General features: G+C 51.5%; 26 protein-coding genes. 23 read left to right on the forward strand and 3 right to left on the reverse strand.

Going from position 1 to position 25,640, the window contains the following annotated elements:
- Nucleotides 1-18 precede the first annotated feature (18 nt).
- The 15 genes from hemW to CTH_RS04135 all read left to right on the forward strand — a co-directional run bounded on the left by hemW (nucleotide 19) and on the right by CTH_RS04135 (nucleotide 15,477).
- A complete protein-coding gene (hemW, locus tag CTH_RS04065) occupies nucleotides 19-1,122 on the forward strand; it encodes a radical SAM family heme chaperone HemW (RefSeq protein WP_159073815.1) in 1,104 nt (367 codons plus the stop codon).
- 102 nt (nucleotides 1,123-1,224) lie between these two features.
- Nucleotides 1,225-2,259, forward strand: coding sequence for a heat-inducible transcriptional repressor HrcA (gene hrcA, locus CTH_RS04070; RefSeq protein ID WP_078666282.1), 1,035 nt, complete (start codon nucleotides 1,225-1,227; stop codon nucleotides 2,257-2,259).
- 22 nt (nucleotides 2,260-2,281) lie between these two features.
- Nucleotides 2,282-3,850 carry a TCP-1/cpn60 chaperonin family protein gene (locus tag CTH_RS04075; RefSeq protein WP_078666281.1) on the forward strand — a complete coding sequence of 523 codons (1,569 nt, stop codon included), beginning with the start codon at nucleotides 2,282-2,284 and terminating at the stop codon, nucleotides 3,848-3,850.
- 6 nt (nucleotides 3,851-3,856) lie between these two features.
- The gene (gene grpE, locus CTH_RS04080; protein WP_242952068.1) at nucleotides 3,857-4,411 is read left to right on the forward strand and encodes a nucleotide exchange factor GrpE; all 555 of its coding nucleotides are present in this window, start codon (nucleotides 3,857-3,859) and stop codon (nucleotides 4,409-4,411) included.
- A 35-nt stretch (nucleotides 4,412-4,446) separates the two neighbouring features.
- Nucleotides 4,447-6,243: a molecular chaperone DnaK gene (gene dnaK / locus CTH_RS04085; RefSeq protein WP_078666280.1), complete on the forward strand. Its 1,797-nt coding sequence runs from the start codon at nucleotides 4,447-4,449 to the stop codon at nucleotides 6,241-6,243.
- 62 nt (nucleotides 6,244-6,305) lie between these two features.
- A complete protein-coding gene (gene dnaJ / locus CTH_RS04090) occupies nucleotides 6,306-7,451 on the forward strand; it encodes a molecular chaperone DnaJ (RefSeq protein WP_078666279.1) in 1,146 nt (381 codons plus the stop codon).
- Nucleotides 7,452-7,590: 139 nt separating this feature from the next.
- Nucleotides 7,591-9,279, forward strand: a complete 1,689-nt coding sequence (locus tag CTH_RS04095; protein WP_107753152.1) for an IS200/IS605 family accessory protein TnpB-related protein — start codon at nucleotides 7,591-7,593, stop codon at nucleotides 9,277-9,279.
- A gap of 252 nt (nucleotides 9,280-9,531) precedes the next feature.
- A complete protein-coding gene (gene prmA / locus CTH_RS04100) occupies nucleotides 9,532-10,470 on the forward strand; it encodes a 50S ribosomal protein L11 methyltransferase (RefSeq protein WP_078665068.1) in 939 nt (312 codons plus the stop codon).
- A 3-nt stretch (nucleotides 10,471-10,473) separates the two neighbouring features.
- Complete coding sequence (locus CTH_RS04105) at nucleotides 10,474-11,235, forward strand: 16S rRNA (uracil(1498)-N(3))-methyltransferase (RefSeq protein ID WP_078664972.1); 762 nt, start codon at nucleotides 10,474-10,476, stop codon at nucleotides 11,233-11,235.
- Nucleotides 11,228-12,523 carry a tRNA (N(6)-L-threonylcarbamoyladenosine(37)-C(2))-methylthiotransferase MtaB gene (mtaB, locus tag CTH_RS04110; RefSeq protein ID WP_107753154.1) on the forward strand — a complete coding sequence of 432 codons (1,296 nt, stop codon included), beginning with the start codon at nucleotides 11,228-11,230 and terminating at the stop codon, nucleotides 12,521-12,523. The genes CTH_RS04105 and mtaB overlap by 8 nt, the downstream gene beginning before the upstream one ends.
- Before the next feature lie 87 nt (nucleotides 12,524-12,610).
- Nucleotides 12,611-12,955, forward strand: a complete 345-nt coding sequence (locus CTH_RS04115) for a histidine triad nucleotide-binding protein (protein WP_078664974.1) — start codon at nucleotides 12,611-12,613, stop codon at nucleotides 12,953-12,955.
- Between the two features lie 90 nt (nucleotides 12,956-13,045).
- Nucleotides 13,046-13,222 carry a 30S ribosomal protein S21 gene (rpsU, locus tag CTH_RS04120; protein WP_078664975.1) on the forward strand — a complete coding sequence of 59 codons (177 nt, stop codon included), beginning with the start codon at nucleotides 13,046-13,048 and terminating at the stop codon, nucleotides 13,220-13,222.
- 16 nt (nucleotides 13,223-13,238) lie between these two features.
- The gene (locus tag CTH_RS04125) at nucleotides 13,239-13,688 is read left to right on the forward strand and encodes a GatB/YqeY domain-containing protein (protein ID WP_078664976.1); all 450 of its coding nucleotides are present in this window, start codon (nucleotides 13,239-13,241) and stop codon (nucleotides 13,686-13,688) included.
- A gap of 574 nt (nucleotides 13,689-14,262) precedes the next feature.
- Nucleotides 14,263-14,883, forward strand: coding sequence for an amidase domain-containing protein (locus CTH_RS04130; RefSeq protein ID WP_207656829.1), 621 nt, complete (start codon nucleotides 14,263-14,265; stop codon nucleotides 14,881-14,883).
- Between the two features lie 18 nt (nucleotides 14,884-14,901).
- Entirely contained in the window at nucleotides 14,902-15,477 is a 576-nt protein-coding gene (locus CTH_RS04135) for a nuclear transport factor 2 family protein (RefSeq protein WP_078664977.1), read from the forward strand.
- Nucleotides 15,478-15,538: 61 nt separating this feature from the next.
- Here CTH_RS04135 and CTH_RS04140 read toward each other — a convergent pair whose 3' ends face one another.
- Nucleotides 15,539-16,777, reverse strand: coding sequence for an L-lactate MFS transporter (locus CTH_RS04140; protein ID WP_078664978.1), 1,239 nt, complete (start codon nucleotides 16,775-16,777; stop codon nucleotides 15,539-15,541).
- A gap of 298 nt (nucleotides 16,778-17,075) precedes the next feature.
- Between CTH_RS04140 and mntA the strand changes: the two genes are divergently transcribed.
- Genes mntA through CTH_RS04155 form a run of 3 tightly spaced genes read left to right on the forward strand, consistent with a single transcriptional unit; the run spans nucleotide 17,076 to nucleotide 18,433 of the window.
- A complete protein-coding gene (mntA, locus tag CTH_RS04145; protein ID WP_159071821.1) occupies nucleotides 17,076-17,495 on the forward strand; it encodes a type VII toxin-antitoxin system MntA family adenylyltransferase antitoxin in 420 nt (139 codons plus the stop codon).
- Nucleotides 17,476-17,904 (forward strand): type VII toxin-antitoxin system HepT family RNase toxin, encoded by a 429-nt coding sequence (gene hepT / locus CTH_RS04150; RefSeq protein WP_143311990.1) that lies wholly within the window; start codon nucleotides 17,476-17,478, stop codon nucleotides 17,902-17,904. Before mntA ends, hepT begins: the two co-directional genes overlap by 20 nt.
- 16 nt (nucleotides 17,905-17,920) lie before the next feature.
- The gene (locus tag CTH_RS04155; protein ID WP_078664981.1) at nucleotides 17,921-18,433 is read left to right on the forward strand and encodes an NfeD family protein; all 513 of its coding nucleotides are present in this window, start codon (nucleotides 17,921-17,923) and stop codon (nucleotides 18,431-18,433) included.
- A 26-nt stretch (nucleotides 18,434-18,459) separates the two neighbouring features.
- Here CTH_RS04155 and CTH_RS04160 read toward each other — a convergent pair whose 3' ends face one another.
- Entirely contained in the window at nucleotides 18,460-21,147 is a 2,688-nt protein-coding gene (locus tag CTH_RS04160; protein WP_107753156.1) for an FAD-binding and (Fe-S)-binding domain-containing protein, read from the reverse strand.
- Nucleotides 21,148-21,231: 84 nt separating this feature from the next.
- A complete protein-coding gene (locus CTH_RS04165; RefSeq protein WP_107753158.1) occupies nucleotides 21,232-21,813 on the reverse strand; it encodes a TetR/AcrR family transcriptional regulator in 582 nt (193 codons plus the stop codon).
- Between the two features lie 144 nt (nucleotides 21,814-21,957).
- Between CTH_RS04165 and floA the strand changes: the two genes are divergently transcribed.
- The 5 genes from floA (at nucleotide 21,958) to CTH_RS04185 (ending at nucleotide 25,638) form a co-directional block, all read left to right on the forward strand.
- The gene (floA, locus tag CTH_RS04170; RefSeq protein WP_078664984.1) at nucleotides 21,958-22,953 is read left to right on the forward strand and encodes a flotillin-like protein FloA; all 996 of its coding nucleotides are present in this window, start codon (nucleotides 21,958-21,960) and stop codon (nucleotides 22,951-22,953) included.
- 6 nt (nucleotides 22,954-22,959) lie between these two features.
- Nucleotides 22,960-23,118, forward strand: coding sequence for a hypothetical protein (locus CTH_RS14095; RefSeq protein WP_159071822.1), 159 nt, complete (start codon nucleotides 22,960-22,962; stop codon nucleotides 23,116-23,118).
- Nucleotides 23,119-23,181: 63 nt separating this feature from the next.
- Nucleotides 23,182-23,454: a sporulation protein YqfC gene (gene yqfC / locus CTH_RS04175; RefSeq protein WP_078664985.1), complete on the forward strand. Its 273-nt coding sequence runs from the start codon at nucleotides 23,182-23,184 to the stop codon at nucleotides 23,452-23,454.
- Nucleotides 23,455-23,466: 12 nt separating this feature from the next.
- On the forward strand, nucleotides 23,467-24,669 hold the full coding sequence (yqfD, locus tag CTH_RS04180) for a sporulation protein YqfD (protein ID WP_107753160.1): 1,203 nt from the start codon (nucleotides 23,467-23,469) through the stop codon (nucleotides 24,667-24,669).
- Nucleotides 24,670-25,638: a PhoH family protein gene (locus CTH_RS04185; RefSeq protein WP_242946657.1), complete on the forward strand. Its 969-nt coding sequence runs from the start codon at nucleotides 24,670-24,672 to the stop codon at nucleotides 25,636-25,638.
- Nucleotides 25,639-25,640 lie beyond the last annotated feature (2 nt).

The raw sequence follows: 25,640 nt of genomic DNA on the forward strand, positions 1-25,640 counted from the left end.
CCCGAAAGGGGGAAAAATATGCTGGGGGTCTATGTTCATGTTCCCTTTTGTTTGCGAAAATGCCATTATTGTGATTTTTATTCCCGGCCGGCCAGCGGGGAAGAAAGGGAGCGCTATCTTGACCTTGTTTGCCAGGAAACGGAAGCGGCTGTCCGGCAGGTGCCGGAACGAGAAGTGGATACCATTTTCCTGGGGGGCGGTACTCCGGGGCTGCTGGGTCCAGAGGGCATAAAAAAAATTCTGCAGGCTATTGCCGGGAATTTTCATATCATCAATACCGTTGAAATAACTATGGAGACAAACCCCGGAGCAAATAGAGATATATGGCCGCTAATGGCAGCAGCAGGCATCAACCGGGTGAGTCTGGGTGCTCAGGCGGCCCAGGAGCGACTGTTACGGGTTTTAGGCCGCTGCCATACCTGGCAGGAAGTCCAGAACACGGTGCAGGCAGTTCGCCGGGCTGGCTTAACCAACCTCAATCTCGACCTGATGTACGGATTGCCGGGACAATCCCTGGCGGACTGGCAGGAAACAGTAGCAGCTGCCCTGGCGCTGGAAGTGCCCCATCTCTCCCTTTATGCCCTGAAAGTGGAAGAAAATACCCCCTTTGACCGCTGGGAAAGGGAGGGCAGGATAACCCTGCCGGAAGAAGAGGAATGGGCGGAAATGTACTGGTGGGCCAGGGAAAAACTGGAGACAGCAGGTTACCTGAATTATGAACTGAGTAACTTCGCCCGGCCAGGATTTGAATGCCGGCATAATCTCAAATACTGGCGCCGCCAGCCTTATCTGGGACTGGGGCCGGCAGCCCATTCCTGCTGGGGGAATGTACGCTGGGCCAATCCCGCCAGCCTGGAGGAGTGGGAAGCAGAAGTTCGGGCTCGGGGCTGGAGCGGGCAGCTGGTGGAAAGGCTGAGCGAGAAAGAAATCCTGGCTGAACAGGTTATTCTCGGCCTGCGCCTGGCCGAAGGAGTGGTTCTGACCCCGGAAATTGAGGCAGAATGGTCAACAGTTATAGCTTCTCTGAAGCAGCGGGGTCTGGTCCAGGTTTCGGGAAACAGGCTTAAACTCACGCGGCAGGCCTGGTATATTGCCAATGAAGTGATGGCAGAGTTTATCTAGTACCTTGACATTCCCTGCCCCAGGTGGTATTTTTTAAGTAGTGGCCTTTAGCACTCGTCTGGTGAGAGTGCTAACAACGGGCCTGGCGGAAGGTGATGAGGGATGCAATTGGATGAGCGGAAAAAGCGCATTTTACTGGCGATTATTCAGGACTATATTGCTACCGCTGAACCGGTAGGCTCCCGAACCATTGCCAAAAAGTATGAGCTGGGGGTGAGCCCGGCTACTATACGCAATGAAATGGCCGACCTGGAAGAAATGGGCTATATCGAACAGCCTCATACTTCAGCGGGGCGGATTCCCTCAGACCTGGGCTATCGCTATTATGTGGACTTTTTGATGGAGAAATACCGCCTGGCTGATGAAGACCGGGAATACATCCGCCAGGGGTTTGAAACCAGACGGATGGAAGTGGCCCAGGTGATTCAGCGGACTGGCCAGTTGCTGTCCCAGATGACCAATTATACCACAATAGTGCTGGGACCACAGCTGGGCAAAACGGGGATTAAGCATGTGCAACTGGTACCGGTAGAACCAGGCAAGGCCTTGCTGGTCATGGTCAGCCTTTCCGGTCTGGTACAGAACCGGCTCATCGAGATTCCGGAAAATTTGTCAGCCGAGGATTTATGGCAGATTAGCCAGGTATTGAATGCCAAGCTCCATGGCAAAACCATAGCCGATATTCGCCGCACCCTGTTGCAGGAGATTTATTCTGAACTGGCCCGGCAACGGGCGGTGGCGGAACTGGTACTGGATTTACTCAGCCAGGAGGAGCTTCTGAGCGGGGAGGAAAAGGTCTATCTGGCCGGGATCCTCAATATTCTTAACCAGCCGGAATTTCGCAATATCGAGAAAATCAAGACTCTGTTGTCCCTGCTGGAACAGGAGGAACAGCTGCGCCACCTGGTTCAGCCCGAGGATGAAGGCTTGCTGGTGCGAATCGGGGCAGAGAACCCCATTCAGGTGATGCGGGATTGTTCCATGGTCACTGCTACCTATACGGTCGATGGTCAGGTGGTGGGAGCCATCGGGGTACTGGGCCCCACCCGGATGGAGTATGCCCGGGTGATGGCCCTGGTGGAATATATTACCGAAAACCTCTCCCAGATGCTGACCGATTTTTACCGCCGCACCTAGAGCGGCTGAAGGAGGGAAGGCAATGAGCTTAAAACAGCAAGCTGTCCAGGCCACCGAGGTGGATGAGAAACTGGCAGCTCTGATGACCAATGCCAATGCCATCAGGGCCATTGCCGCTGCTGTGGAAGGCACTCTGGGTCCTAAAGGTCTGGATACCATGCTGGTGGATAAATTCGGTGACGTGGTCATCACCAATGACGGCGTCACCATTTTAACGCTGATGGAAGCCAATCATCCGGCCGCCCGATTGCTGATCAATGTGGCAAAAGCCCAGCAGGCGGAAATCGGTGATGGTACTACCACTGCCACTGTGATGGCCGGGGCCCTGGTTGCAGAAGGGGTTAACCAGGTAGTACGGGGGGTGCCGGTCACCAGGGTGATCGAGGGCATCCGGATAGGAGTCAGGGGAGCCCTGGAGTTTATCGAACAACAGGCCCGCCCTGTACGCAGCCTCAAAGATCCCCTGCTCTATCGCATTGCCTACATAGCCGGACGGGAAAACGAAGATATTGCCCGCCTGGTAGTGGATGCAGCCCGCCTGGTGGGAATCAAGAAATTGAAGGAACCGGGCTTTAAGCTGGCAGATACGATTGTGGCCGAGGAAGGGGCCGATAACCAGGTCTTTTCCGGGGTGATCATCAACAAGGAACCTATGAATGACGAGATGCCCCGGGACCTGCGGGATGCAAAAGTCCTGATCATTGATGATGCCCTGGAACCGGAGGAGCTGGAAGATGAGGCCCTGGCTACTGAGGCCGGTTTCAACCGCTATATGGAATTACAGCAGGAATTCAAGGATAATGTGCGCAAAATCGTGGATCTGGGTGTAGGACTGGTTATCGTTGACCGCGGGGTAGAGGCCTGGGCGGAAGAAACTCTGACTGACGCCGGAGTGATGGTGTTACAGCGGGTTTCCAACAAGGAACTGCGCAAGGCAGCGGAACATACAGGAGCCCGACCCATTAAACGCACCGGTCTCAAGCGCTCCCCGGAAGAACTGGTTCGCTATCTGGGCCAGGCCAAATGGGTGCTGGCTGATGAGCGCCTGGAACATGTGCGGATTCTCGGTGGTGCTGGTAAACCTATGGCTACCGTGCTGGTGGGAGCCGCCACTGAAGAAGTAGTCGGTGAACGGGAGCGGATTGCCAAGGATGCCGCTTCCTCCGTTCAGGCTGCTGTTTGTGGCGGGGTAGTGGCCGGAGGCGGTTCCCTTGAGCTGGCTGCTGCTCGCCAGGTGGAAAAACTGCGGGAAAACACCCGGGGTATGGCTGCCTATGGTATTGATTGCGTGGTGGCTGCCCTCAAACGGCCCCTGGCCCAAATCGTGGAAAATGCCGGCTTCAATTCTCTGGAGAAACTGGGGGATGTGGTAGCTGCTCAGGCGGAAAAAGGCAATAACGCCCTGGCCATAGATTGTGACAGCGGTCAGGTAGTGGATATGTGGGAACTAGGCGTGGTTGATCCGGCCCTGGTGAAACTGCATGCTTTGCGCGCTGCCGGGGAAGTCGCTGAAGCTATTCTGCGGATTGATACCATCATCCGGAAAAAAGAGGAGAAAAGCAGCAAGCTGGAGCCAGAAATGGAGGAATAGGGAGACATGACCCAGATGGAAGAGGATAAAAAAATGGAAGCCAATGAACAGGAACCGGCCGGGGCCGGAGCTGCTCAGGAACAGACGCAGGAACCCGGTCAGCTGGAACAGCTGCAACAGCGAATAAATCAGCTGGAACAGCAGCTGGCCGAGGAAAAGAATGCCCGCTTGCGGGCCCTGGCTGATCTGGAAAACTTCCGACGGCGGGCCCGGCAGGAACGGGAAGAACTGTTGAAATATGAGGCAGAAGGCCTGATTACAGCCCTCTTGCCGGTTATTGACAATTTTGAACGGGCTCTGGCGGCTACCGGAGAAGAAGGCCAGTTACGGCAAGGGGTGGAAATGATTTACCGCCAGTTGATGGAAGTCCTGACCAGAGCGGGGCTGATTCCGATGGAATGTCAGGGCCAGGAATTTGATCCTCACCTGCATCAGGCTGTTATGCAGGTCCCAACTGAAGAACAGCCGGAAAACACCATTGTGGATGTGTATCAAAAAGGATATTATCTCAAGGATAAGGTAATTCGCCCGGCCATGGTCACAGTGGCCGTCAGGAACTGAGCAACATATAATCTTTAGGAGGGTGAAGGACAGCTATGAGCAAGATTATCGGCATCGACCTGGGTACAACCAACTCCTGTGTAGCAGTAATGGAAGGTGGCGAAGTGACGGTTATTCCCAATGCGGAAGGGGGCAGAACCACTCCTTCTGTTGTGGGCTTTTCCAAAACCGGGGAACGGCTGGTGGGCGAGGTAGCCAAGCGCCAGGCGGTAACCAACCCGGAACGGACTGTGATTTCCATCAAGCGCCACATGGGCACAGATTATAAAGTAAACATCGATGGCAAGCAATATACTCCCCAGGAAATCAGTGCTATGATTCTGCAGAAATTGAAAGCTGATGCGGAAGCCTATCTGGGCGAACCGGTGACCAAGGCGGTAATCACTGTACCGGCTTACTTTACCGACAGCCAGCGCCAGGCTACCAAGGATGCCGGGCGCATTGCCGGACTGGAAGTAATGCGGATCATCAATGAGCCTACCGCTGCGGCCCTGGCCTATGGTCTGGATAAGGAAGAAGACCAGACCATTCTGGTTTATGACCTGGGTGGCGGTACCTTCGATGTCTCCATCCTGGAACTGGGGGATGGGGTATTTGAAGTCAAGGCTACTGCCGGTAATAACCGCCTGGGTGGTGATGATTTCGACCAGCGCATCATCGACTGGCTGGTGGCCGAATTCAAAAAAGAAAACGGCATCGATCTGTCCCAGGACAAAATGGCTATGCAGCGATTGAAAGAAGCAGCAGAAAAAGCTAAAAAAGAACTGTCCAGCACCACGGTGACCACTATCAGCTTGCCCTTTATCACTGCGGACCAGAACGGGCCCAAACACCTGGAAATGACTCTGACCCGGGCCAGGTTTGAAGAGATGACCGCTGATCTGGTTGAAGCCACTATGGGTCCCACCCGGCAGGCTCTGAAAGATGCGGGTCTGGAGCCCAAGGATATCGACAAGGTCTTGCTGGTAGGCGGTTCTACCCGGATTCCGGCCGTTCAGGAAGCTATTCGCCGTTTCCTGGGCAAAGAACCTCACAAGGGTATTAACCCCGATGAATGCGTAGCAATTGGTGCTGCCATCCAGGGGGCAGTGTTGTCCGGGGAAGTCAAGGATGTAGTCTTGCTGGATGTTACGCCCCTCTCCCTGGGGATTGAAACCCTGGGTGGAGTGTTTACCCGGATTATTCCGCGCAACACCACTATTCCTACTTCCAAGAGCCAGATTTTCTCCACTGCGGCGGATAACCAGACCCAGGTGGAGATCCATGTCCTGCAGGGTGAGCGGGAAATGGCAGCTTACAACAAGACCCTGGGCCGGTTCATCCTGGATGGCATTCCGCCGGCACCGCGGGGTGTACCGCAAATTGAGGTTACTTTTGACATTGATGCCAACGGGATTGTGCATGTTTCCGCCAAAGACAAGGCGACCGGGCGGGCCCAGAGCATTACCATCCAGTCCTCTTCCGGTTTGAGTGAGGAAGAAATCCAGCGCATGGTCAAGGAAGCAGAAGCCCATGCGGAAGAAGACCGCAAGCGCAAGGAAGAGGTAGAAATCCGTAATAATGCCGATTCCATGGTTTATCAGGCGGAAAAAACCATCAAGGATTTCGGGGATAAGGCGGATCCGGCCAAGGTGGAAGCAGTGAAAAAGGCGGTAGAAGAACTGAAAACTGCCCTGGCTGGCAATAATATTGATGAGATCAAGGCCAAGACCGAAGCCCTGACCGCACCCCTCTATGACCTGACGGCGGCCATGTACCAGCAGCAGGCCCAGCAGCAGCCGCCTCAGAATGACAGTAAAGACGGTCAGGATCCCAATGTGGTAGATGTGTAAACTGGCGGGGGAGGAGACTCCCCCTTTTCCTAATTGCCGCAAAAAGTTTGAGGTGGTAGCTGATGAGCAAACGGGATTACTATGAGGTGTTAGGGGTTGGCCGTAACGCCACCGAAGAGGAAATCAAGAAGGCGTACCGCAAATTGAGCAAAAAGTATCACCCGGACCTCAACCCTGGAGATAAAAGCGCCGAGGAAAAATTCAAGGAAATCAATGAAGCCTACGAGGTGCTGTCTGACCCCCAAAAGCGGGCTGCCTATGACCAGTTTGGCCATGCCGGGGCCCAGGGCTTTGGCGGCCAGGGGGGCTTTGGTGATTTCCAGGGCGGCTTCGGTGGTTTTGGGGCCGAGGAAATCTTCGGCGATATTTTCGATATGTTTTTTGGCGGTGGTAGCCGTAAGCGCCAGGGCCCGCAGCGGGGTTCTGACCTGAGTGCGGAAATTGAGCTGACTTTTGAGGAGGCGGCTTTTGGCACCACCAAAACCATCGAAATTCCCCGCACCGAAACCTGTGAAATCTGCCATGGTACCGGGGCGAAGCCGGGCACCGGGCAGCGTACCTGTCCCACCTGTAATGGTACGGGACAGCAGCAGATTGTGCAAAATACGCCTTTTGGCCGCTTTATCCAGAGCCGCCCTTGCCAAACCTGTGCTGGACAGGGTAAAATTATTGAGCAGCCCTGTCAACACTGTCATGGCAAAGGCAGGGTAAGGAAATTGCGCAAAATCACCGTCAACATCCCTGCCGGGGTGGATAGCGGCACCCGGGTGCGCAAGGCGGGGGAAGGGGAAGCCGGCCTCAGAGGTGGGCCGCCGGGAGATCTCTATTTGATTGTACGGGTTAAACCCCATAAGATTTTTCGCCGTGAGCACAATGATGTGGTGATGAAATTGAATATTTCCTTCCCGCAAGCAGCGCTGGGAGATGAAGTGGAAGTACCCACCCTGGAAGGGAAGGAGAAAATCAAGATCAGTCCCGGCACCCAGAATGGCACAGTCATTCGCTTGCGCGGCAAAGGCATCGTAGATGTCCATGGCCGGGGGCGGGGTGACCAGCGCATCGAAATCCAGGTGGAAGTGCCGACCAAATTGACGGAACGGCAAAAACAGCTGCTGGAGGAACTGGCGGAAACCATGGGACAGAAGCCGGCAGGAGTTCACCAGGAAAAGAGTTTTTTTGATAAAGTGAAGGATGCCTTTATGGGCTAAATGATGGTGGTATGCAGCAGCTTCAGAAAACTAGACTATAATTGATTGTATTTAACTGTTTTGCTACATTAAAGGTATGGAACTATTATCCATTGGAGAAGCAGCAAAGTCCGGCAGGGTTTCGGGGAGCTGATCAGGAATGCCAAAGAAACACGAGAAGAACAAATTTAGCATAACTGTGTGCGGGGAGTTTTTTCCGGAGATTTACCCGGCTCACCGGTCTTCGAAGTGGAGCCGGGGCGAAGAAGACCCGCTGACTACGGAGATGCGTCTCTTCTGTGCCTGTATGCGGTGGGCCTTTAACCGGCTCCTGGAAGGTGCTTCCCGCCATGAAATCAAGAAGTCAGGACAAGAACTTTTCGGGCTGAACTCCCGCTATGCGGATGATGCCAGACTTAAAGCACAGGCCCTGCTGGACTCCCAAACAGAACTGCTGAAGTTAGAAAATGAAGAAACAGAAAAGAAACTGGGCCGGGCCAGGAAGAAACTCAGCCTGGCTATGAGGAAACTGGCGAAGGCAGAGGAAAAGGGGGCTGCTTCAGAAGTTATTGAAAAGCTCCGCCTGGCAGTCAAGGGGCGGAACAAGCGGGTGGTTTCACTGGCAAAAAGGCTGGCTGAACTGAAGGATTACCAGGAGAAGGGTACAATACCAGAGGTAGTCTTTGGGGGCAGAAGGCTATGGGAAAAGGTCTGCCAGGGCCGGGCCGCCCGTGAAAAATGGCGGCACGCCCGCAGGAATCGCCTCTACTCCCGGGGAGACGAGAGCAAGGGAGGCAACCCCAACATTAAGATATTTTATGACGGACAGGACTTCCGCCTGGCGGTTTCCCTCTCCCACCTTTCTGAACAGACAGGCATAGATAAACTTGGTCGCCCCAGGATGAGCCAGGCCCCCAGGGTTGAGGGCAAGTTGTGGCTGCCGGAAAAACACCGGGAACTGGTGCAGATATGGCTGACCATGAAGTTACCCTATGCGGTAGAACTGATCCGCACCCTGGAAGGACGCTATTTGGTACATTTGACATTTGAAGTGGTCAGGGTGCAGGAACCGGACTTTGCTAAAGGTTGTCTGGCTATAGACACAAACCCTGATGGGGTAGCCCTGTGTAACGTTAGCGCTTCCGGCCAGCCGGAACCGTGGCCGGAGGGTTTTAATATTCCTTATCCCGGCAACCTGGGTAAGTACGAAGGAGAGTTTCAGGTTATTCCTTACCCGAACGGATTCATGTACATCAGAATACCAGACTTAGCCCATGCTTCCAGCTTCCGGCGTAGCTACCTGATAGGCGTTTTAGCCAAAGTAGTGGTAGATATAGCTTTCTTTTTAGGCAAACCCATTGTTTTAGAAAACCTGAACTTTGGCAAAGACAGGCTGGACACTAATAAAAAGTTTAACCGCATGGCTTCCAATTTTCCATTTGCGAAAATGGTAGGAGCAATGTATCGGAGAGCGGTAAAAGAAGGGGTGCCTTTCAAGTTAGTATCACCCCGGCATACTTCAACCATAGGTTACTGGAAGTATATGAAACGTTACGCCGTTCCGGTGCATTGCGCGGCGGCACTGGTTACAGGACGCCGGGCAATGGGCTTCAGGGAACGGGTGACTATAGAACTCAGGCAACTGGTATCGCAAATCAAGCAAAACCTGACCCGGAAGGATAATCCTGATAGACCTGGGGAAGGAAAAGGGATGACCCGTGGGGTCAGGGCCTGCTTGAGGCGGCTGGAGGAGAGGCTTTCTGTGCATAACGGGCTTGCCCAGAGTGAACAGGAGGCGTATAACTCCGTCTGGCCTGACCTGAAGTTATTGGCCCTGTCCGTACGGTGACCCCGTTTAGCCGGTGTCGGAGAAACCGGTAGGCGTCCTAACAGGACGCGGGAGGCGGAGTTATACTCCCACCGGGAGGTCAGCATAAACCGGTGCAGTACTCCCGTCCGGGTGGAACTCCCGGGCCGAGGTCCCCTGTCGCCCTGCCCCGCGGGGGTAAATCAAGTATTCGGAAAGGAGGCGAAATCCTGGTCTGGGGGCCAACTTGGCTGGAGATAAAAACAGTCAAGTTTTTTGAACCAGGTTGGGCAAATGAAGTGGCAGGAAATTCAGGTGACTGTCCACCGGGATGGAGTGGAAGCGGTAGCCAATATTCTACATGAGACTGGAGCCAATGGAGTAATCATCGAAGACCCGCAGTTGAAATGGCAATACATTGAGGAGAAACGCTGGGATTATTATGAATTTCCCGAGGAAGAGGCGGGTGATCCCGATCTGGTGGTGGTCAAGGCTTACCTGCCCGAAGGAACAAAGCTGGCCGCCCAGGTGGAAGATGTGAAGCGGGCGGTCAATGACCTGAAACATTATCATTTGCCCGGACTCTATTGTGAACTGGCCTTTTCCCTGGTTGATGATCAGGACTGGGCGACCTCCTGGAAAAAATATTTTAAAACGGAAAAAATAGGAGAGAAGATAGTGATCAAACCCACCTGGGAGGATTATCAGGCTCAGGATGGGGAGATCGTGGTAGAACTGGATCCGGGGATGGCCTTTGGCACTGGAACCCATCCCACTACTGCCATGTGTATCCGGGCCCTGGAAAAACTTTTCCCCGGTCCCAGAGTTGTCTATGATGTGGGCACCGGTTCTGGCGTGCTGGCCATCGTGGCCGCTAAACTGGGGGCAGAAGATGTCCTGGCCATCGATCTGGATGAAACGGCGGTCAAGGTGGCCTGGGAAAATGCCGACCAGAATGATGTCACCCATATTGTCCGGGTGGAAGAAGGCAATTTGCTGGATACAGTGGCCGAGCCCGCGGATTTGATTATCGCCAACATTATCGCTGATATCATCATCATGGTTACACCGGCAGTAAAGGAACACCTGCTGCCTGGTGGCCGGTTCCTCTGTTCCGGCATTATCGAGGAAAGGGAACAGGAGGTCAGGGCTGCCCTGGAGGTCAGTGGCCTGACTATAGTGGAAACCTGGCGGGATAGCGGCTGGGTAGCTATGCTGGCCGAAAGGAGATAGGAGATGACCCGCTTTTTTGTCCAACCAGAGCAAATCGGTGAACAGTATATTACCATCACCGGGGACGATGCCTACCATTTGGCCCGGGTGCTGCGGGCCAAACCGGGAGAGCTGCTGGAGGCCGTCTGCGGTGATGGTTATGTATATTCCGGGGAAATTGTGGAAATTGCTAAAGATAGGGTGTTTGCCCGCAGGCAGGAGCGTCAGCCTGACCTATCCGAATCCCCTCTGGAAATCTGTCTGGTTCAGGGGCTACCCAAAGGGGAAAAAATGGAGCTGGTACTGCAGAAAGGTACAGAGCTGGGGGTCAAGCGCTTTATCCCCCTGGTTATGGCCAGGACGGTAGTAAGGCTGGAAGGCAATAAAGCCGCCGAACGAGTGGAACGCTGGCGCAAGATCGTACGGGAAGCGGCCAAACAATGCCGCCGTGGGCTGGTGCCGGAAGTGGACCCAGTTGCAACCTGGGAACAGCTCTGGCCGCAAATCCAGGCAGGGGACCTGCTACTTCTGCCCTGGGAAGAAGAGCAAAGCCGGGGGTTAAGGCAGCTGGCTGCTACTCTGCCGGTTCCTGGCCCCCGCCGCGTCTTTGTCATCATTGGCCCTGAAGGAGGGATAACCCCGGAGGAAGCAGCAGCGGCCCTGGAAAAGGGGGCCATCAGCATCAGCCTGGGGCCTCGGATTTTGCGCACAGAAACGGCGGCTATCACTGCAATCAGTCTGATCCAGTATCTCTGGGGCGACCTGGGAGGTGAGCCTAATGGCTGAACGAACAGTAGCTTTTGCTACTCTGGGCTGCAAGACCAATCAGTATGAAAGTGAAGCCATGGCCTCCCTCTTTCGTCAGGCCGGCTACCAGGTAGTGGATTTTGAACAACCGGCAGATGTCTATATCATCAATACCTGTTCTGTTACCCATCTCAGCAACCGCAAAAGCCGCCAGTTGATCCGGCGGGCTGCCCGCCGGGGTGGGCTGGTGGTGGTGACTGGCTGTTATGCCCAGACGGCTCCGGGGGAAGTGCTGGCCATCGAGGGTGTAGACCTGGTAGTGGGCACCCGCGACCGCCAGCAGCTGGTGCAGCTGGTGGAAGAAGCCCGCGCCGGTACGGAACCTCTGGCCCGGGTGGAGAATATCATGGAAGCAGCGGCTTTTGAGGAAATCGCTCCCGTTCTAGAGGAGGGGCGGGCCCGGGCTTTTGTCAAAATCCAGGAAGGCTGCAATAATTTCTGCAGTTATTGTATTATCCCCTATGCCCGGGGACCCCAGCGCAGCCGGGAGCCAGCCCGGGTGCTGGCGGAAATCCAGGCCCTGGTGGAACGGGGTTATCAGGAAGTGGTTCTGACCGGTATCTGTATCGGGGCCTATGGCCGGGAAGGCGGCGAGGGCGACCTGGCCTGGCTGGTGGAAAAAATCTGCCGGGAAACAGGCATATGCCGTTTACGCCTGGGCTCTATTGAGCCCACTGACCTGACACCGGCCTTGTTAGAGATAATGGCAGATTATCCACAGGTTTGTCCCCATCTACATATCCCCCTGCAAAGCGGCTGTGATGTAACCTTAAGGGAAATGAACCGCCATTACAGCACCTATGAGTATGCCCGCCTGCTGGGAGTGGTGCGGGAATTTTTGCCCCAGGCGGCTATAACTACCGATGTGATTGTGGGATTTCCCGGGGAATCAGGGGAACACTTTGCCGCAACTAAAGACTTTATCAGCCAGATGGGTTTTGCCCGCTTGCATGTTTTCCCTTACTCACCACGTCAGGGAACTCCTGCTGCAGAACGGACAGACCAGGTTCCGGCAGCGGTGAAGGAAAAGCGGGTGAAAGAGCTAAACCAGCTGGGACGACAGCTGGCCCGCAATTATGGACAGCGTTTTCTTGAAACAATCCAGGCAGTGCTGGTGGAACAGGAATATAAAGATGGTTTCTGGGAAGGCCTGACCGCCAATTATTTACGGGTTTTGTTACCAGCCCGGCCAGAGGAAAGAGGACAGCTAATTTCTGTTCGCCTCATCGGATGGCGTGGAGATTATCTGGTTGGGGAAAGATTGTAAATTTTTTGCGACAATAAGCAGGATTTGTTGTGGTAAATAGCGAATTATATAGTGTTGCAACCAGTATTCGGCGGAAGGAGGTGTACTATGCAGGACTGCATTTTTTGCAAGATCGTCAACAGGGAAATCCCGGCCAAAGTAGTATATGAAGATGAAAAAGTGCTGGTTTTCCACGATATTAACCCGGTGGCACCCATTCATCTTTTGCTTATTCCCAAGCAGCACATCCCTCATTTGCTGGCTGCGGATGAAGTTGACGAAGCACTGTTGGGACACCTTCAGCTTGTCGCCGGACGGGTTGCCAAGGACCTGGGTTTGGAGGAAAAGGGTTTTCGACTCGTAACCAATAATTTGAAGGATGCGGGTCAGGTTGTTTTCCACCTCCACTACCACCTGTTAGCCGGGCGTCCCTTTGGCTGGCCGCCGGGTTAAATGGGGTTATTGACACCCCTTTGTATTGTAGGATATAATAGGCAAGGCGCTTAATTAGCGCTAGGGTGCCAGTGGAGGGGAGGGAAACAGATGTCTGAAGTTCGCGTGGGTAAAAACGAATCCCTGGACAGCGCCCTGCGGCGGTTCAAGAAATCCTGCCAGCGGGCCGGGGTTCTTTCTGAAGTGAGAAAACGGGAACACTATGAAAAACCCAGTGTTAAACGGAAGAAGAAGTCCGAAGCTGCCAGAAAGCGTAAGTTCCGCTAATTAAGGGGGTTACCTTATGTCCCTGTTAGAGCGGTTGACAGCTGATATGAAAGAGGCCATGAAAGCCAAGGAAGCCGGGAAAGTCCGCCTCTCCACCATTCGCATGGCCAAATCAGCTATCAAGAACGCAGAAATTGAAAAAAAGCGGGAATTGACGGAAGAGGAAATCATCGAAGTCATTGCCCGTGAAGTCAAACAGCGGCGGGATGCCATGGAGGAGTACCGCAAGGCTGGCCGTGAGGATATCGTCCAGCAGCTGGAAGCAGAGGTGGCAGTCCTGCTGCCTTACCTGCCAGAACAGCTGGATGAAAACCAGTTACGGCAACTGATCCAGGAAGCCATCGCAGCTACCGGGGCCCAGGGGCCTAAGGAAATGGGCAAGGTCATGGGCTATCTGATGCCGAAAATTAAAGGCCGGGCCGATGGCAAACTGGTCAATCATCTGGTTAAGGAATATCTGGGATAAAAACAGGCCCGGGATCGAAGATCCCGGGCTTTTGATGTGCGCCCGGCATGGGCGTTGTCTATAGGGTGGAAGTCCCGAACGGCAAAGGTAGCAGTAGCCGTAGCTTAAGAAGCGGGGCTAAAGCTCATCCGCTGTTATCTTCAGGCCGGTGTAATGGTCAATGGGGTAGTAATGGACGGGCTAACCCCCTAATTTTGGATACATACTTTTAAATTCTCAAGTTTTCGTTGATTTTTCTCTCAATCTAATAAAATTTCATAAAATCACTTACTACTTTGTAGGCTTCGGCATATGTTTGGAACTCATACAAGCTTAAGCATTCTGCTTCTAGAATGTTTTTCCTGGAAAATACGAAATTTGATTTGTGGACCATTATCTGTTCTGATAACAGGTTTAATTTCTCCCTCAAGTAGTTTTCGCTTCCATAATGCCTGTTCCAGTGTTCGTAAGTCGAATTGTAGTAGATAAACAAGTTATTTGACGAAACTTTTTGGAAAATATTAGTTGACAATGTTTTTTTTTATTATTACTTACGGGGCCCCAAAAAACTTCAAAGAATTGGGGGAGATTATATTTGAAAGGTGGCATTTTAAGTAAATCCTATATTTGGGCTATTACTTTGGTCGTTTTAATTTTTATATTTACTTTAAGCCCTCATGTTCATGCATACAACAGTACAGGCGCTGTTTCATATGCTGAAAAGTGGGCAAAAAGTCGAAACTCTAACTATCCATCATTTGATAACGATTGTACAAACTTTGTTTCTCAGGCTATCCATGACCCTACGGGTGCTGGTAAACCCTTTGATGAGTCAGGATCATCCCAGTATTTTATGTGGTATATATATAAACGGTGGTGGGGATGGGATTATACCACAACCTGGTCAGTAGCAAGTCACTTTTATAATTACCTAAGAGAAAATCCAGCTGGCTCCTGGATTAACTCATGGAATCCTCCGCAACCTACCACACCTTCTGATATGAAGGAAGGTGACATACTTTTCTATGATTGGAATAACGATGGTTCTAAAGACCATGCAGCTATTGTGGTAGGATACGGGACTGATCCTACTTCCGGTTATGTTGGTAATTTACAAGACCAGCATACTACTGACAGATATTATGCCATTTGGCACTTACGCCCTTACAATTCCAAATGGACTACCACCGTAATTTATGATATGAGACCTTTTTGAAAAGGGGGCAAATAGATAATGCAAGTTACAAAGAAAAGTTTATTTATCAGTACTCTTATTGTCTTATCCGCCTTAGTCATAATATGGGGAGGTCTGGGCTTTGTTGATAAAAATACAGCCGATGACCAGGCAGAGATTCGCCAGACAATTTTAAAATCTGTTGAATTAAGCCAGTCTCTTCCAGTACTCCCTGAACCTCAGGCATCAACCCCCCAGGAAAAAATTCCTGATCAAGTAAAAAGAATAATGTATGATAAGATTACATCCAGCTTGATGGAAATCTACAGCTCCAAATCTCCCTTACTTATACAACGTATTAGCGCCTTACAACAAGCTGTTGACAAACAAGAGCTGGAAAAGTTCAGAGCCAGGGGTGGCGGCTACTCTAAAGTCGAAAACGTTCAGATTACTATCAATGGAGATTCAGCCACTGCCCAGGCTGATATTACCACCTGGTCAGAATTTATCGAGGCAAATGGTAAAAAATTCAGGCCAGAAAATGGCGGACATTATGTATTTAGCCTGGTTAAAGAAAATGGTAAGTGGAAAATAACCGGTGAAGAATTTAGCTTTCTGCCTGGACAAGAACCTTAATCAATGTTAAAAAGGGGCTTTTTCAGCCCCTTTTCCTTTTTAATCTCTGAGCTTAAGCACCCTAAGCCACATGTTTTTCTTCCTGGCCTAAAAGGGCGACAGAGCGGGGAGCCCGCGTCACCAGAGACAGGCCGGCGGCCAGGACGCAGAGCAGGGCAGCGATATAATAGGCATAAGTATAAGTGCCGGTGGTATCGGCTACCCAGCCTGCCAGTAACGGTCCCACCATACCGCCTACTCCCCAGGCGGTGAAAACAATCCCGTAGTTCAGCCCCAGGTTTCTGGTGCCGAAATAGTCAGCGGTAGCAGAGGGGAAGAGGGAGAGACAGGCCCCGTAATTGAAGCCAACCAGGGCAGCGCCGGCGGCCAGCAGGGACAGAGTGTTCAGTTTGGCGAACAGGCTCATGACAATTGCCTGCAGCACGAAGACCAGCAGCATGGTGCGGGTACGGCCGATAATATCAGAGAGGATCCCGGCAATTATTCGCCCTCCGGCATTGAAAATGGCCAGCAGAGCCACCAGGGCAAAACCCCACTGGATATTGAGCTGAACCTTGGCGATTTTGGAAAGATGGCCGATAATCATTAACCCGGCAAGGGAGCCGCAGGCAAACATGAGCCAGAGCAAATAGAACTGCCGGGTTTTCAGCATTTCCTGCCAACTGTAGTCATTAACAGCAGGAGCAGTATTCTGGGGTTTGCCCGCAGGGCTGGCCACGGGAGCTTTGTAATCAGCGGGCGGGTTAGTCAACAGCTGGGCCAGCAGGGTGGCGACCAGCAGAAAGGCGATGCCCAGGATCCGGAAAGAATCATTGATTCCATATACTTTTAACAGGTAGTTGGTCAATGGGGCGATATAGACGGAAGCAAGGCCAAAACCGCTGACCACAATCCCGGTGATCAAGCCTTTCTTTTCCGGGGGAAACCATTTGACGGCAGCGGGGGTGGCGGCGGCATAACCTAGGCCTATGCCGGCCCCGGCTAACAGGCCGAAAGAAATGGTGATCCCCATTACTGAATCGAAAAAGCTGGCCAGAATCAGGCCGCTACCAGTCAAGATGCCACCGACCGTAGCTACAATTCGGGGGCCGGCTTTATCCTGCCAGCGCCCGGCGGGAATCATCATCAGGGCAAAAACCAGAATGGCCAGGGTATAAGGTAAAGAGGATTGGGTTTTGCTCCAGTTCCACTGTTCAGTTAAAGCTTTGGCAAAGACGCTCCAGGCATATAGCACGCCCAGGGCCAGATTGATACCCGTCCCGGCCAGGGTCACAACCCAGCCGCGGGATGAATTAGCCATTTCACACACCTCCTGTTTTGAGGAAGGCGGGCCCCTGCCTTCCGGAGAGCTCTCCTGAATTTGTTATTTCCTGTTATCAATTGTAAGCCATAAAGAGAAAAAAAGCGGTACAATTTCCGGTAATAATAAAAAATAAATCCTGAATGGAAGTTATGAGCATATAAATGGTATATAGTAGAATTGACAAACAATTTGAAAATTTGGGTGAACGGGCTTGAATGATTATTCAATGGAAAGTTTGAAAAAATGGCATTTTTCCCCTGTTTCAGGTATAATGGTAGCAAAGGCGGTGAGAAGGATGGAAGAACTGGCTTTATTACATCCATTGTGGAAAAAAAATAAAGTAGTGGCGGTCTGGCTGTTTGGGTCACGGGCGCGCGGTGAGGCCAGAGAGGATAGCGACTGGGACCTGGCTCTTTTATTTAAGCAACCATATCCAGGGTTGCAGGAAAAAATGAGCTTAATTGCTGATGTTACGGGTATCCTTAAAACTGATAAAGTTGACATTGTTTTTTTACATGATGCCCCTCTGGTTTTGCAGAAGGAAATAGTATATGATGGTAAAGTCATTTTTGAAACTGACTGGGACTTCCGGACTGATTTCGAGGAAATGGTGGTTCGTCGCTGGCTGGATTTTGAACCAGTCTGGCAACAAATGACCAGGGATTTACTGGAAAACCTGAAGGAAGAGTTCGGAGGTGGTGAAAGTGGTCTATAATTCAACGCGCCTGTTTGCCTATTTAGAAAATTTAAAGGAAAGATATTTTAATCTTGCTGAAATGGCAAAGCTGAGTAAAGAGGAATTTTTAGCAGACAAACGCAATAGCGATATCGTGTTTGCCAATCTATATATTGCTTTAAATATAATTCTGGATGCTGGCTCACATATTATTGTCAAAAATGGACAGAAAAGGCCGGGTACCTATCGGGAAATTATTGATGAACTGGGTAAGCTGGGGGTAATTCCGGCGGATTTTGCAGAAAGAGTTAAAGGGCTGGCCGGATATCGCAATCGTATGGCTCATGGTTACATTGATATAACACCGGAAGAGCTATATCAGATAATTACTGAAAATCTTGATGATATTAAAAAATTCATTGGCTATTTCAGTCGATTGCTCACCTAGAGGGAGGGAGAGGGAATTGCCTTATCCTGCGTTTTATCTTAACGGCTGGGAAGCGCTATTGATCTTCATGATCGGGTTCCTGGCCTTACTGGTGGAAATCCTGGTTATCCCTGGTTTTGGGCTGGTAGGACTGGCGGGTATCCTGTTCATGCTCTTTGCCCTTTATCTGGCCCTGCATGCCCCGGGAGCGGTGCTGGCTGCTCTGGCTCTGGCTATTCTGGTTGCTGCCGTTGTTCTCTACTGGGCCTGGCGGCGGATGGAAGAAAAAAGATTGCTGAATCAGCTCATTCTCACCGATAACCAGGAAAGCAAAGCCGGTTATCTGGCCCCTGATCCTTCCTGGCAGAAACTGGTGGGAAAAAGCGGGCTGACGCTGACGCCTTTGCGTCCGGCGGGCAAGGTGGAAATAGCTGGCCAGGTGGTGGATGTAGTCTCAGAAGGGGAGTACCTCCCCGGAGGTGTAAAGGTGACAGTAATCAAGGTCGAGGGACAAAGGATTGTAGTGAGGAAAGAAAAACCCGGGCCATAAAGGCTCGGGTTTTCTCATAGCCTTTTTTATTTATGGTATTTCTGTTTCAGCATTATGCAGGCTGGGGTTAACAGTTTGATGGCGGCTTCCATATAGCTTGCAATCGCAGCTGTTGGGTCATAGATTTCTTCAATTCCCATGGCTTCAGCTACCAAATCGGTGATATCTTTTTGCTTGACGTTGGCGTTGAGCATATTGGAAGTAAAGTTCATTTGTGAGCCACAACCGGCACAGTTGGTTACAATGTACTCGGCTCCGGTGGCTGTGGCCTCATTAATCCGTTTTTGTCCGGAATAGCCGACAGTGGGAATGGATTGGAAGGAAGCGACCAGACCGCAACAAAGGCCTTTTTCGCGGTTATGCTCCATTTCAATCAGTTCAATCCCGGGAATGGCTTTCAAGATTGCCCGTGGTTCTTCATAAATATTAAACCAGCGCCCGCAGTGGCAGGAATCATGGTAAGTAACTTTAGCGTTGATGGGTTTGGTGAAGCGCAATTTTCCTTCCTGCAACAAGCGGTTAAGGAAAACCGTCACGTGTTCTGTTTCAATATCCCAGTCAATTCCCAGATGGTGAGCCATCTCCGGATAATTTTCCGTAAAGGTGGCAAAACAGCCGGGACAGGACAGGAGTAATTTTTTAACCCCTCGTTTTTTCAGATTTTCATAGTTGGCCTTAACTTTGGCCCCGAACTCTTCCATATACCCACCTAAAGCATGATAAAGTCCGCAACATCCTTCATCAGCACCAAGATAGACGAAAGGCACTCCTGCTTTGTTCATAATGCGCGCAATATTCTGCGGCATGTTTTTCATGATAATGGAAGCCCAGCAGCCTGGCCAGTAGGCTATTTCCCCTTCTTCCTCGTACTTGATTTCAGGGGTAATCCAGCTTTTGGTTTCTGCCGGCACGCCCCAGAAGTTACCGCTGTTAACTACATTATCTTTTACTAACTCAAGCCCGGTGTTGATAAAACCGGCCTGATTGACGGCAGGTCGCATTTCCAGCCACCGGTGGGCATTGGGTAACAGGGTCTGACAGACCAGATCGCATTTTTTACAGGTAGTACAGTTAAACAGGGCGGTCACTGCTGTCTCATCCAGATCGATATTGCCTTTGGCATATTCGTTCAGGATATACCACTTTCCTCTAGGTGAATTGGATTCCCAGGGGTCGGGCATAAATACGGTACAGTTAGTACGGCAGAAACCGCATTGGGCGCAAATGTAACTTTCGGCCAACACAGCACCGGAAAAGGGACCTTTGGCTTTTTCCTCGATATGATCTTTAGCTGAATTTCCGCCGAGCAGGCTGGTTAACCCGCCTAATAGGGATTTACCCATGGTAGCACCTTTTATGGCGGTATTTAACATCTTAAGGGGTGAATTTTTATCCAGACCGGGGGGAAGAATTTTTCCAGGATTAAGGATGCCCTGGGGATCGGTTTCTTGCTTGAACTTCACTATCTGTTTTAACAGGTTATTTCCCAGTAGCTGTTCGGCGTAATCGGTAAAGTACATGCCCAGGGCGAAAATTTTACCCCCCAGTTTGGTGGCAATGTCATTGATTATCAGGGAATTGGCATAGAGCAGAGGGAAATTGAGTTTGCGTTCATCAGCCGGCATCAGACCTAAAAAGGTAATGGCGTCTTGCCCGACGAAAGTACCCTCGAAAGCAAATTCTCCTTTGAATTTGTGTTCCACTTCACCAATAAATTCAGCGGCTTTTGCCAGGGGTACTATTACTTCTGACGCAATCAGGGAAGGCCCCAGTCTTTTCAGGCGCATGGTATAGAAACGGTTATTCCATTCATGGTGAGCAGCTTCGGAAGAAAGCAGCTGACCACCGGCCCGGGCAATCAGTGTTTGCGCTATATCGACCTGTTTTTCATCAGGAGAGGATAAAACAATATTGACCAGGTATTTATCCTCTGGTAACACCTTTTCCCGGGTAGTGCTTTGATGTAAGGCGATAAATTCTGGTGTCAGCACCGTTATGTTCCAGACAGGAAGATTATGGTTTTCCAGTTCTTTGACAAGCTCGGGTAAGGGCAAAAGATTGTTAAATACTGCGGCAAGGGGAAAATCATTTTTTTGCTTCATTACTTTCAAAGTAATTTCGTAAATAATTCCGGTGATACCTTCCAGGCCGTAAATCAAATCCAGGTCTTGCAGAGAGAATGTTCTTTCTGTACCATCGCCAAGGATAGCTTTTACCTCCACCAGATTATCTTTAAAACTGCCGTAGCGATAGCTGCCCAGTCCTGTTCCTCCTTGAGCTGTCCAACCGCCAACAGTGGAACCGGGATAACTGGAGGGATATAGCCTGAGGGTATATCCGCGGGAGGCAAGAAAACTATCCAGCTCTTCCCAGACAATACCTGGCTCGACAGTAACAGTTTGTTGCTCCGGATCAAAAGCGATGATATTTTTCATGCGGATCAGGTCCACTACTACGCCGCCTTTGGTGGGAATGGCTCCGCCGAAGCCTGATGTAGCGGCACCGCGGGGGATTAACGGAGTTCTGGTTTCATTGGCCCACTTCATTAAATCGATTAATTCCTGTTTGTTTTCCGGCTGCACTACTGCAGAAGGCATGGAATTGAAGGTTTTTTTCACTGCTGCTGGCAGCACTCCGACGTCATGGCTGTACAAAAGCCGTTCCAGTTGATTGTCCCGAAAACGGTTACCAAAAATGTCTTTTAGGGTTTGCATAATTCTACCTCCTCCGCTTATATTGATTGTGTATTTAATCACATATACAGAAAGAATAATCTTTCTGTATATGTGAAAAATATTTTAAGCTCTAAGGGCAGAGAAAATAAGTTCCGCTGTCTCATCTATCAGGTTGCTCAACGGTTCGGTAATGACACCGTCAGTTTTCAGTTCGATCATTCTCATAATGGGGCCGGAAACCATGGCGGCCAGCAATATGGGATTAACAGGTTTGAACTCACCGCAAGCCTGACCACAGCTGATAATTTCTTTGACCGCTTCCAAACCTTCAGCGGTACAGATAGTAAAATTACAGTTTAGCACTTCCGGGGGACGGGCGTGTAATAGATAATTTACGGTGATCAAATCCGTGTCCGCCCATTCAAACATCATTTTGACAAAATATCTCACCTTTTCGCGCCCTGATTGCCGGGGGCGGACATAGCAGTCATATTTGTTCAGAAACAGGTTTACCGCATCTTCATGGATGGTTCGGGCCAGTTCTTCCTTGGAGGGAAAGTGGTGGTAGATAGCTCCGATACTGACGCCGCTCGCCTTGACCAGATCGGGAATACTGGTCCGATGATAGCCTTTTTCCACAAACAGTTTTCGCGCTACATTGTAAATTTTGTTTTTGATCTCCGTATCGGGCGTCGTTTTCTTCAATCTGATGACCTCCACCGAATGATCTTTCTGTTTGATTTTATTATATACCAGTGCTGTTCTCTGCGCAAGACAAAAAATGGTTGTTATATGCTTAACAAATCGGATATAATTGTAAAGAGAGCAAGGAAAGGAGAGGATGGAAGCATGTATTTACCCCAAATAGCCGGTCTTGGGCTGGGATTGAGTTTTGTTTTGCTCTTTTTTATCATCATCGTTGTTTTTAGTTTTATTCCCCTGGGTTTGTGGATTAGTGCCCTGGCTTCTGGAGTGCCGGTGGGAATTGTCACCCTGATCGGGATGCGGCTGCGCCGGGTACCGCCGGCCCAGATTGTCAACCCTCTGATCAAGGCTCGTAAAGCCGGGCTGGACCTCAGTGTCAACCAGCTGGAGGCCCATTTTCTGGCCGGAGGCAATGTGGACCGGGTTGTGGATGCCCTGATTGCAGCGGAACGGGCCAATATTCCTCTGGCTTTTGAGCGAGCTGCGGCCATTGATCTGGCCGGTCGCAATGTCCTGCAGGCTGTACAGATGAGCGTGAACCCTAAAGTAATTGAAACACCCCTGATTTCAGCGGTGGCCAAGGACGGCATCGAGGTAAAAGCCATCGCCCGGGTGACAGTAAGGGCCAATATCGACCGCCTGGTGGGCGGTGCCGGGGAAGAGACCATCATCGCCCGGGTGGGAGAAGGGGTAGTAACCACGGTGGGCAGCAGTGAATCCCACAAGGCGGTGCTGGAAAACCCTGATCTGATTTCCCGAACGGTACTGGCCAAAGGTTTGGATGCCGGGACAGCTTTTGAGATATTGTCCATCGACATTGCCGATGTGGATGTGGGGCGCAACGTGGGGGCACAGTTGCAGACAGACCAGGCTGAGGCGGATAAACGGATTGCCCAGGCCAAGGCGGAAGAGCGGCGGGCGATGGCGGTGGCCCGGGAACAGGAAATGAAGGCGATGGTGCAGGAGATGCGGGCCAAAGTGGTAGAGGCGGAGGCGGAAGTACCGCGGGCCCTGGCCCAGGCTTTACGGGAAGGAAGGCTGGGGGCGATGGACTATTATGCCCTGCAGAACCTGCTGGCTGATACCCGCATGCGGGATAGTATCGCTGGACCCCGCCAGCCGGAAGCGGGAAAGGAGTAGGTCTGGATGGAGAAAAGGAAAAAAGAAAAGCAAAGCCAGCGGGAAACCAGGCGGGAGCAAGAGCTGGAGCCCCGGGAATGGCAACGGGAGGACTGGCGCCAGGCGATTCTGGCCCGGGAGATTCTGGGACCCTGTAAAGGCAGGAAATGGTTTTTTGGCAGGTAACAGGCAGGCATATAACCCCTCCTGTCCTCATAAATATGGATGAGGACAAAGGAGGGGATTTTTATGTCCTGGAAGAACTGGCGGCAGAATTTGAACCAGATTCTGGATTTACCCCGGGATGTGACTTTGAATTTGCCCAAAATCATTGTCTCTGGCCAGGTACAGGCCATTCTGGAAAACCATCGGGGGGTAGTGGAATACAGTCCGGAAAGAGTTCGCTTTCAGCTGGAGAAGGGACAATTGCTGCTGAAAGGCAAGGATCTGGTATTAAGGGGAATATTGCCGGAAGAAGCGGTAGTGGAAGGCTGGATTACCGGTATCGAGTTTCTGGAGTAGGGGGGAAAAGAGATGCTGGTACAGAGAATACTGGCCTGGTTAAGGGGATATGTGATTATTCGCATTCGCGGGCCTCGGCTGGAACGGCTGCTGAATATGGCTGTGAGCCGGGGTATTTATTTATGGGATATTGTCCGCTTAAAGGATGGGTCTGCCCTGGCCAAGGTCTCTCTCCCCGGGTTTTTGGCGCTGCGCCATTTGCGCCGAAGACTTAATCTGCAACTGGGCATAGCAGCTCGCCGGGGCCTGCCCTTCTGGTGGAGTGCCTTGAAAAAAAGACAAATGCTGCTCTATGGGGCGTTATTATTTGTTTTTGTCCTCTATCTGGGGGCGAGTTTTGTCTGGCAGGTTGATGTGGTGGGTAACAAAAACCTGAGTCGGGAACAATTATTGCGCGCGGCAGAGGCCCAGGGCTTAAAGCCCGGGGTGTGGAAGAAACAGCTGCCTTTGGAACGGCTGGAAAAACAGCTGTTACTGCAGTTTCCCCAGCTGGCCTGGCTGGAAATCGATTTTGAAGGAACCCGGGCCCTGATTCGGGTGGCCGAAAAAAAACTGCCACCGGAAAAGGAGGTAGCTATCGAGGGACCGGCTTCACTGGTGGCTAATAAAGAAGGGGTTATCTGTGAAATCCTGGTCTTCAGCGGGGAAGGCCGGGTGAAGGAAGGGGATACTGTCAAACCAGGAGATATCCTGATTGATGGGGTATTAACTCCCCCGGTGCCCACTACTCCCGATAGTCCCCCGCCGGAACCGAAAAAGGTACAGGCTCAGGGGATTGTGCGGGCCCGGGTCTGGTATGAGGCTATTGTGGAAACAGAACGGGAGCTGAGCTGGCAGGAACCGGGGGAAGTAATCGGACGGAAAGTGATTGTAAATCTGCGCGGGCACAGCTATACTTTATGGCAGTGGGAAAATAATCGCAGTTCTGGCCCCAGGGTTACCGCGGAAAAGAGAAGGAATCCGCTGCCCGGTGTCGAATTAATTACTGTTGAACAAAAACAGCTGCTGACCAGGCGCAAACAGCTGACAGCAGCAGAGGCAGAAACTCTGGTGCGGGAAAAAGCCTGGCAGCAAATTGCCAGCCAGCTGCCGGCCGGAGCCGAGGTGTTGCAGAAATCGTTTACCTTGCTGGATTCCGGCAATAATAGTACCGTAAAAGGCAGAATGATTGTGGAGACCAGAGAACCCATAGGAGAGTTGAGGAGGATTGAATAATTGGTCAGGACAGTAGAAGAAAAAGTGATATTCGGCGATAACGGTGAGGCAGCCCGGATTTTTGGCCAGCTGGATGGTCATCTGACCCTGATGGAGCGCGAATTTCCAGTCCAGCTGGCAGCCCGGGGCAATACTGTCACCATCCGCGGGGAAGAGGAGACAGTCAGCCAGGTACGGCAGGTTTTTGGCCAGTTAACCCAGCTGGCGCGACAACAGGAGGTTTTAACCAGCCAGGATGTGTTGCAGGTTATCGGCATGGTGAAAAAGGGCAGGGCGGAAGAGAGTGCCCTCTTGAGTCAAGAAGTAATCTTGCACAATGCCAGGGGCAAGGCGGTGCGGCCCAGAACCAATGGCCAGAAGGCCTATTTACAGGCGATCCAGCAGCATGATGTGGTTTTTGGTATCGGGCCTGCCGGCACGGGCAAGACTTACCTGGCGGTGGTGATGGCAGTCCTGGCTTTACGGCGGCGGGAGGTCAGCCGGCTTATCCTCACTCGCCCGGCGGTGGAAGCGGGGGAAAAACTGGGCTTTTTGCCCGGTGATTTACAGGAAAAAGTGGACCCGTATCTGCGGCCTCTCTATGATGCCCTTTATGATCTACTGGGGCAAGAAATTACCCAGCGTTATCTGGAGAAGGGCATTATTGAAGTGGCACCTCTGGCTTATATGCGGGGAAGAACCCTGGAAGACAGTTTTATCATACTCGATGAGGCGCAAAATACTACACCGGAACAAATGAAAATGTTTCTGACCCGATTGGGCTTAGGCTCCCGGGCAGTGATCACCGGGGATATCACCCAGATCGATTTGCCCCGGGGCCAGTTTTCCGGCCTGGTGGAGGTTCAGCAGATTTTGCGCGGAATCGAAGGGATAAGTTTTTGTTATCTCTCAGAAGCAGATGTAGTACGGCATCCGCTGGTGCAGCGAATTGTGGAGGCATATCGGCGGCGTAACGAACGGAGTGAATAGCA

The sequence above is a fragment of the Carboxydocella thermautotrophica genome (assembly GCA_003054495.1).
In the GTDB taxonomy this organism is placed as follows: domain Bacteria; phylum Bacillota.

Coding starts and splice junctions, on each gene's coding strand:
- CTH_RS04115 (WP_078664974.1), top strand. CDS start 12,611: ATGCAGGACTGCATTTTTTGCAAGATCGTCAACAGGGAAATCCCGGCC.
- CTH_RS04105 (WP_078664972.1), top strand. CDS start 10,474: ATGACCCGCTTTTTTGTCCAACCAGAGCAAATCGGTGAACAGTATATT.
- mntA (WP_159071821.1), top strand. CDS start 17,076: ATGGAAGAACTGGCTTTATTACATCCATTGTGGAAAAAAAATAAAGTA.
- CTH_RS04135 (WP_078664977.1), top strand. CDS start 14,902: ATGCAAGTTACAAAGAAAAGTTTATTTATCAGTACTCTTATTGTCTTA.
- rpsU (WP_078664975.1), top strand. CDS start 13,046: ATGTCTGAAGTTCGCGTGGGTAAAAACGAATCCCTGGACAGCGCCCTG.
- hemW (WP_159073815.1), top strand. CDS start 19: ATGCTGGGGGTCTATGTTCATGTTCCCTTTTGTTTGCGAAAATGCCAT.
- CTH_RS04160 (WP_107753156.1), bottom strand. CDS start 21,147: ATGCAAACCCTAAAAGACATTTTTGGTAACCGTTTTCGGGACAATCAA.
- mtaB (WP_107753154.1), top strand. CDS start 11,228: ATGGCTGAACGAACAGTAGCTTTTGCTACTCTGGGCTGCAAGACCAAT.
- CTH_RS14095 (WP_159071822.1), top strand. CDS start 22,960: ATGGAGAAAAGGAAAAAAGAAAAGCAAAGCCAGCGGGAAACCAGGCGG.
- prmA (WP_078665068.1), top strand. CDS start 9,532: ATGAAGTGGCAGGAAATTCAGGTGACTGTCCACCGGGATGGAGTGGAA.
- hrcA (WP_078666282.1), top strand. CDS start 1,225: ATGCAATTGGATGAGCGGAAAAAGCGCATTTTACTGGCGATTATTCAG.
- CTH_RS04075 (WP_078666281.1), top strand. CDS start 2,282: ATGAGCTTAAAACAGCAAGCTGTCCAGGCCACCGAGGTGGATGAGAAA.
- CTH_RS04125 (WP_078664976.1), top strand. CDS start 13,239: ATGTCCCTGTTAGAGCGGTTGACAGCTGATATGAAAGAGGCCATGAAA.
- CTH_RS04095 (WP_107753152.1), top strand. CDS start 7,591: ATGCCAAAGAAACACGAGAAGAACAAATTTAGCATAACTGTGTGCGGG.
- grpE (WP_242952068.1), top strand. CDS start 3,857: ATGACCCAGATGGAAGAGGATAAAAAAATGGAAGCCAATGAACAGGAA.
- floA (WP_078664984.1), top strand. CDS start 21,958: ATGTATTTACCCCAAATAGCCGGTCTTGGGCTGGGATTGAGTTTTGTT.
- yqfC (WP_078664985.1), top strand. CDS start 23,182: ATGTCCTGGAAGAACTGGCGGCAGAATTTGAACCAGATTCTGGATTTA.
- dnaJ (WP_078666279.1), top strand. CDS start 6,306: ATGAGCAAACGGGATTACTATGAGGTGTTAGGGGTTGGCCGTAACGCC.
- dnaK (WP_078666280.1), top strand. CDS start 4,447: ATGAGCAAGATTATCGGCATCGACCTGGGTACAACCAACTCCTGTGTA.
- yqfD (WP_107753160.1), top strand. CDS start 23,467: ATGCTGGTACAGAGAATACTGGCCTGGTTAAGGGGATATGTGATTATT.
- CTH_RS04140 (WP_078664978.1), bottom strand. CDS start 16,777: ATGGCTAATTCATCCCGCGGCTGGGTTGTGACCCTGGCCGGGACGGGT.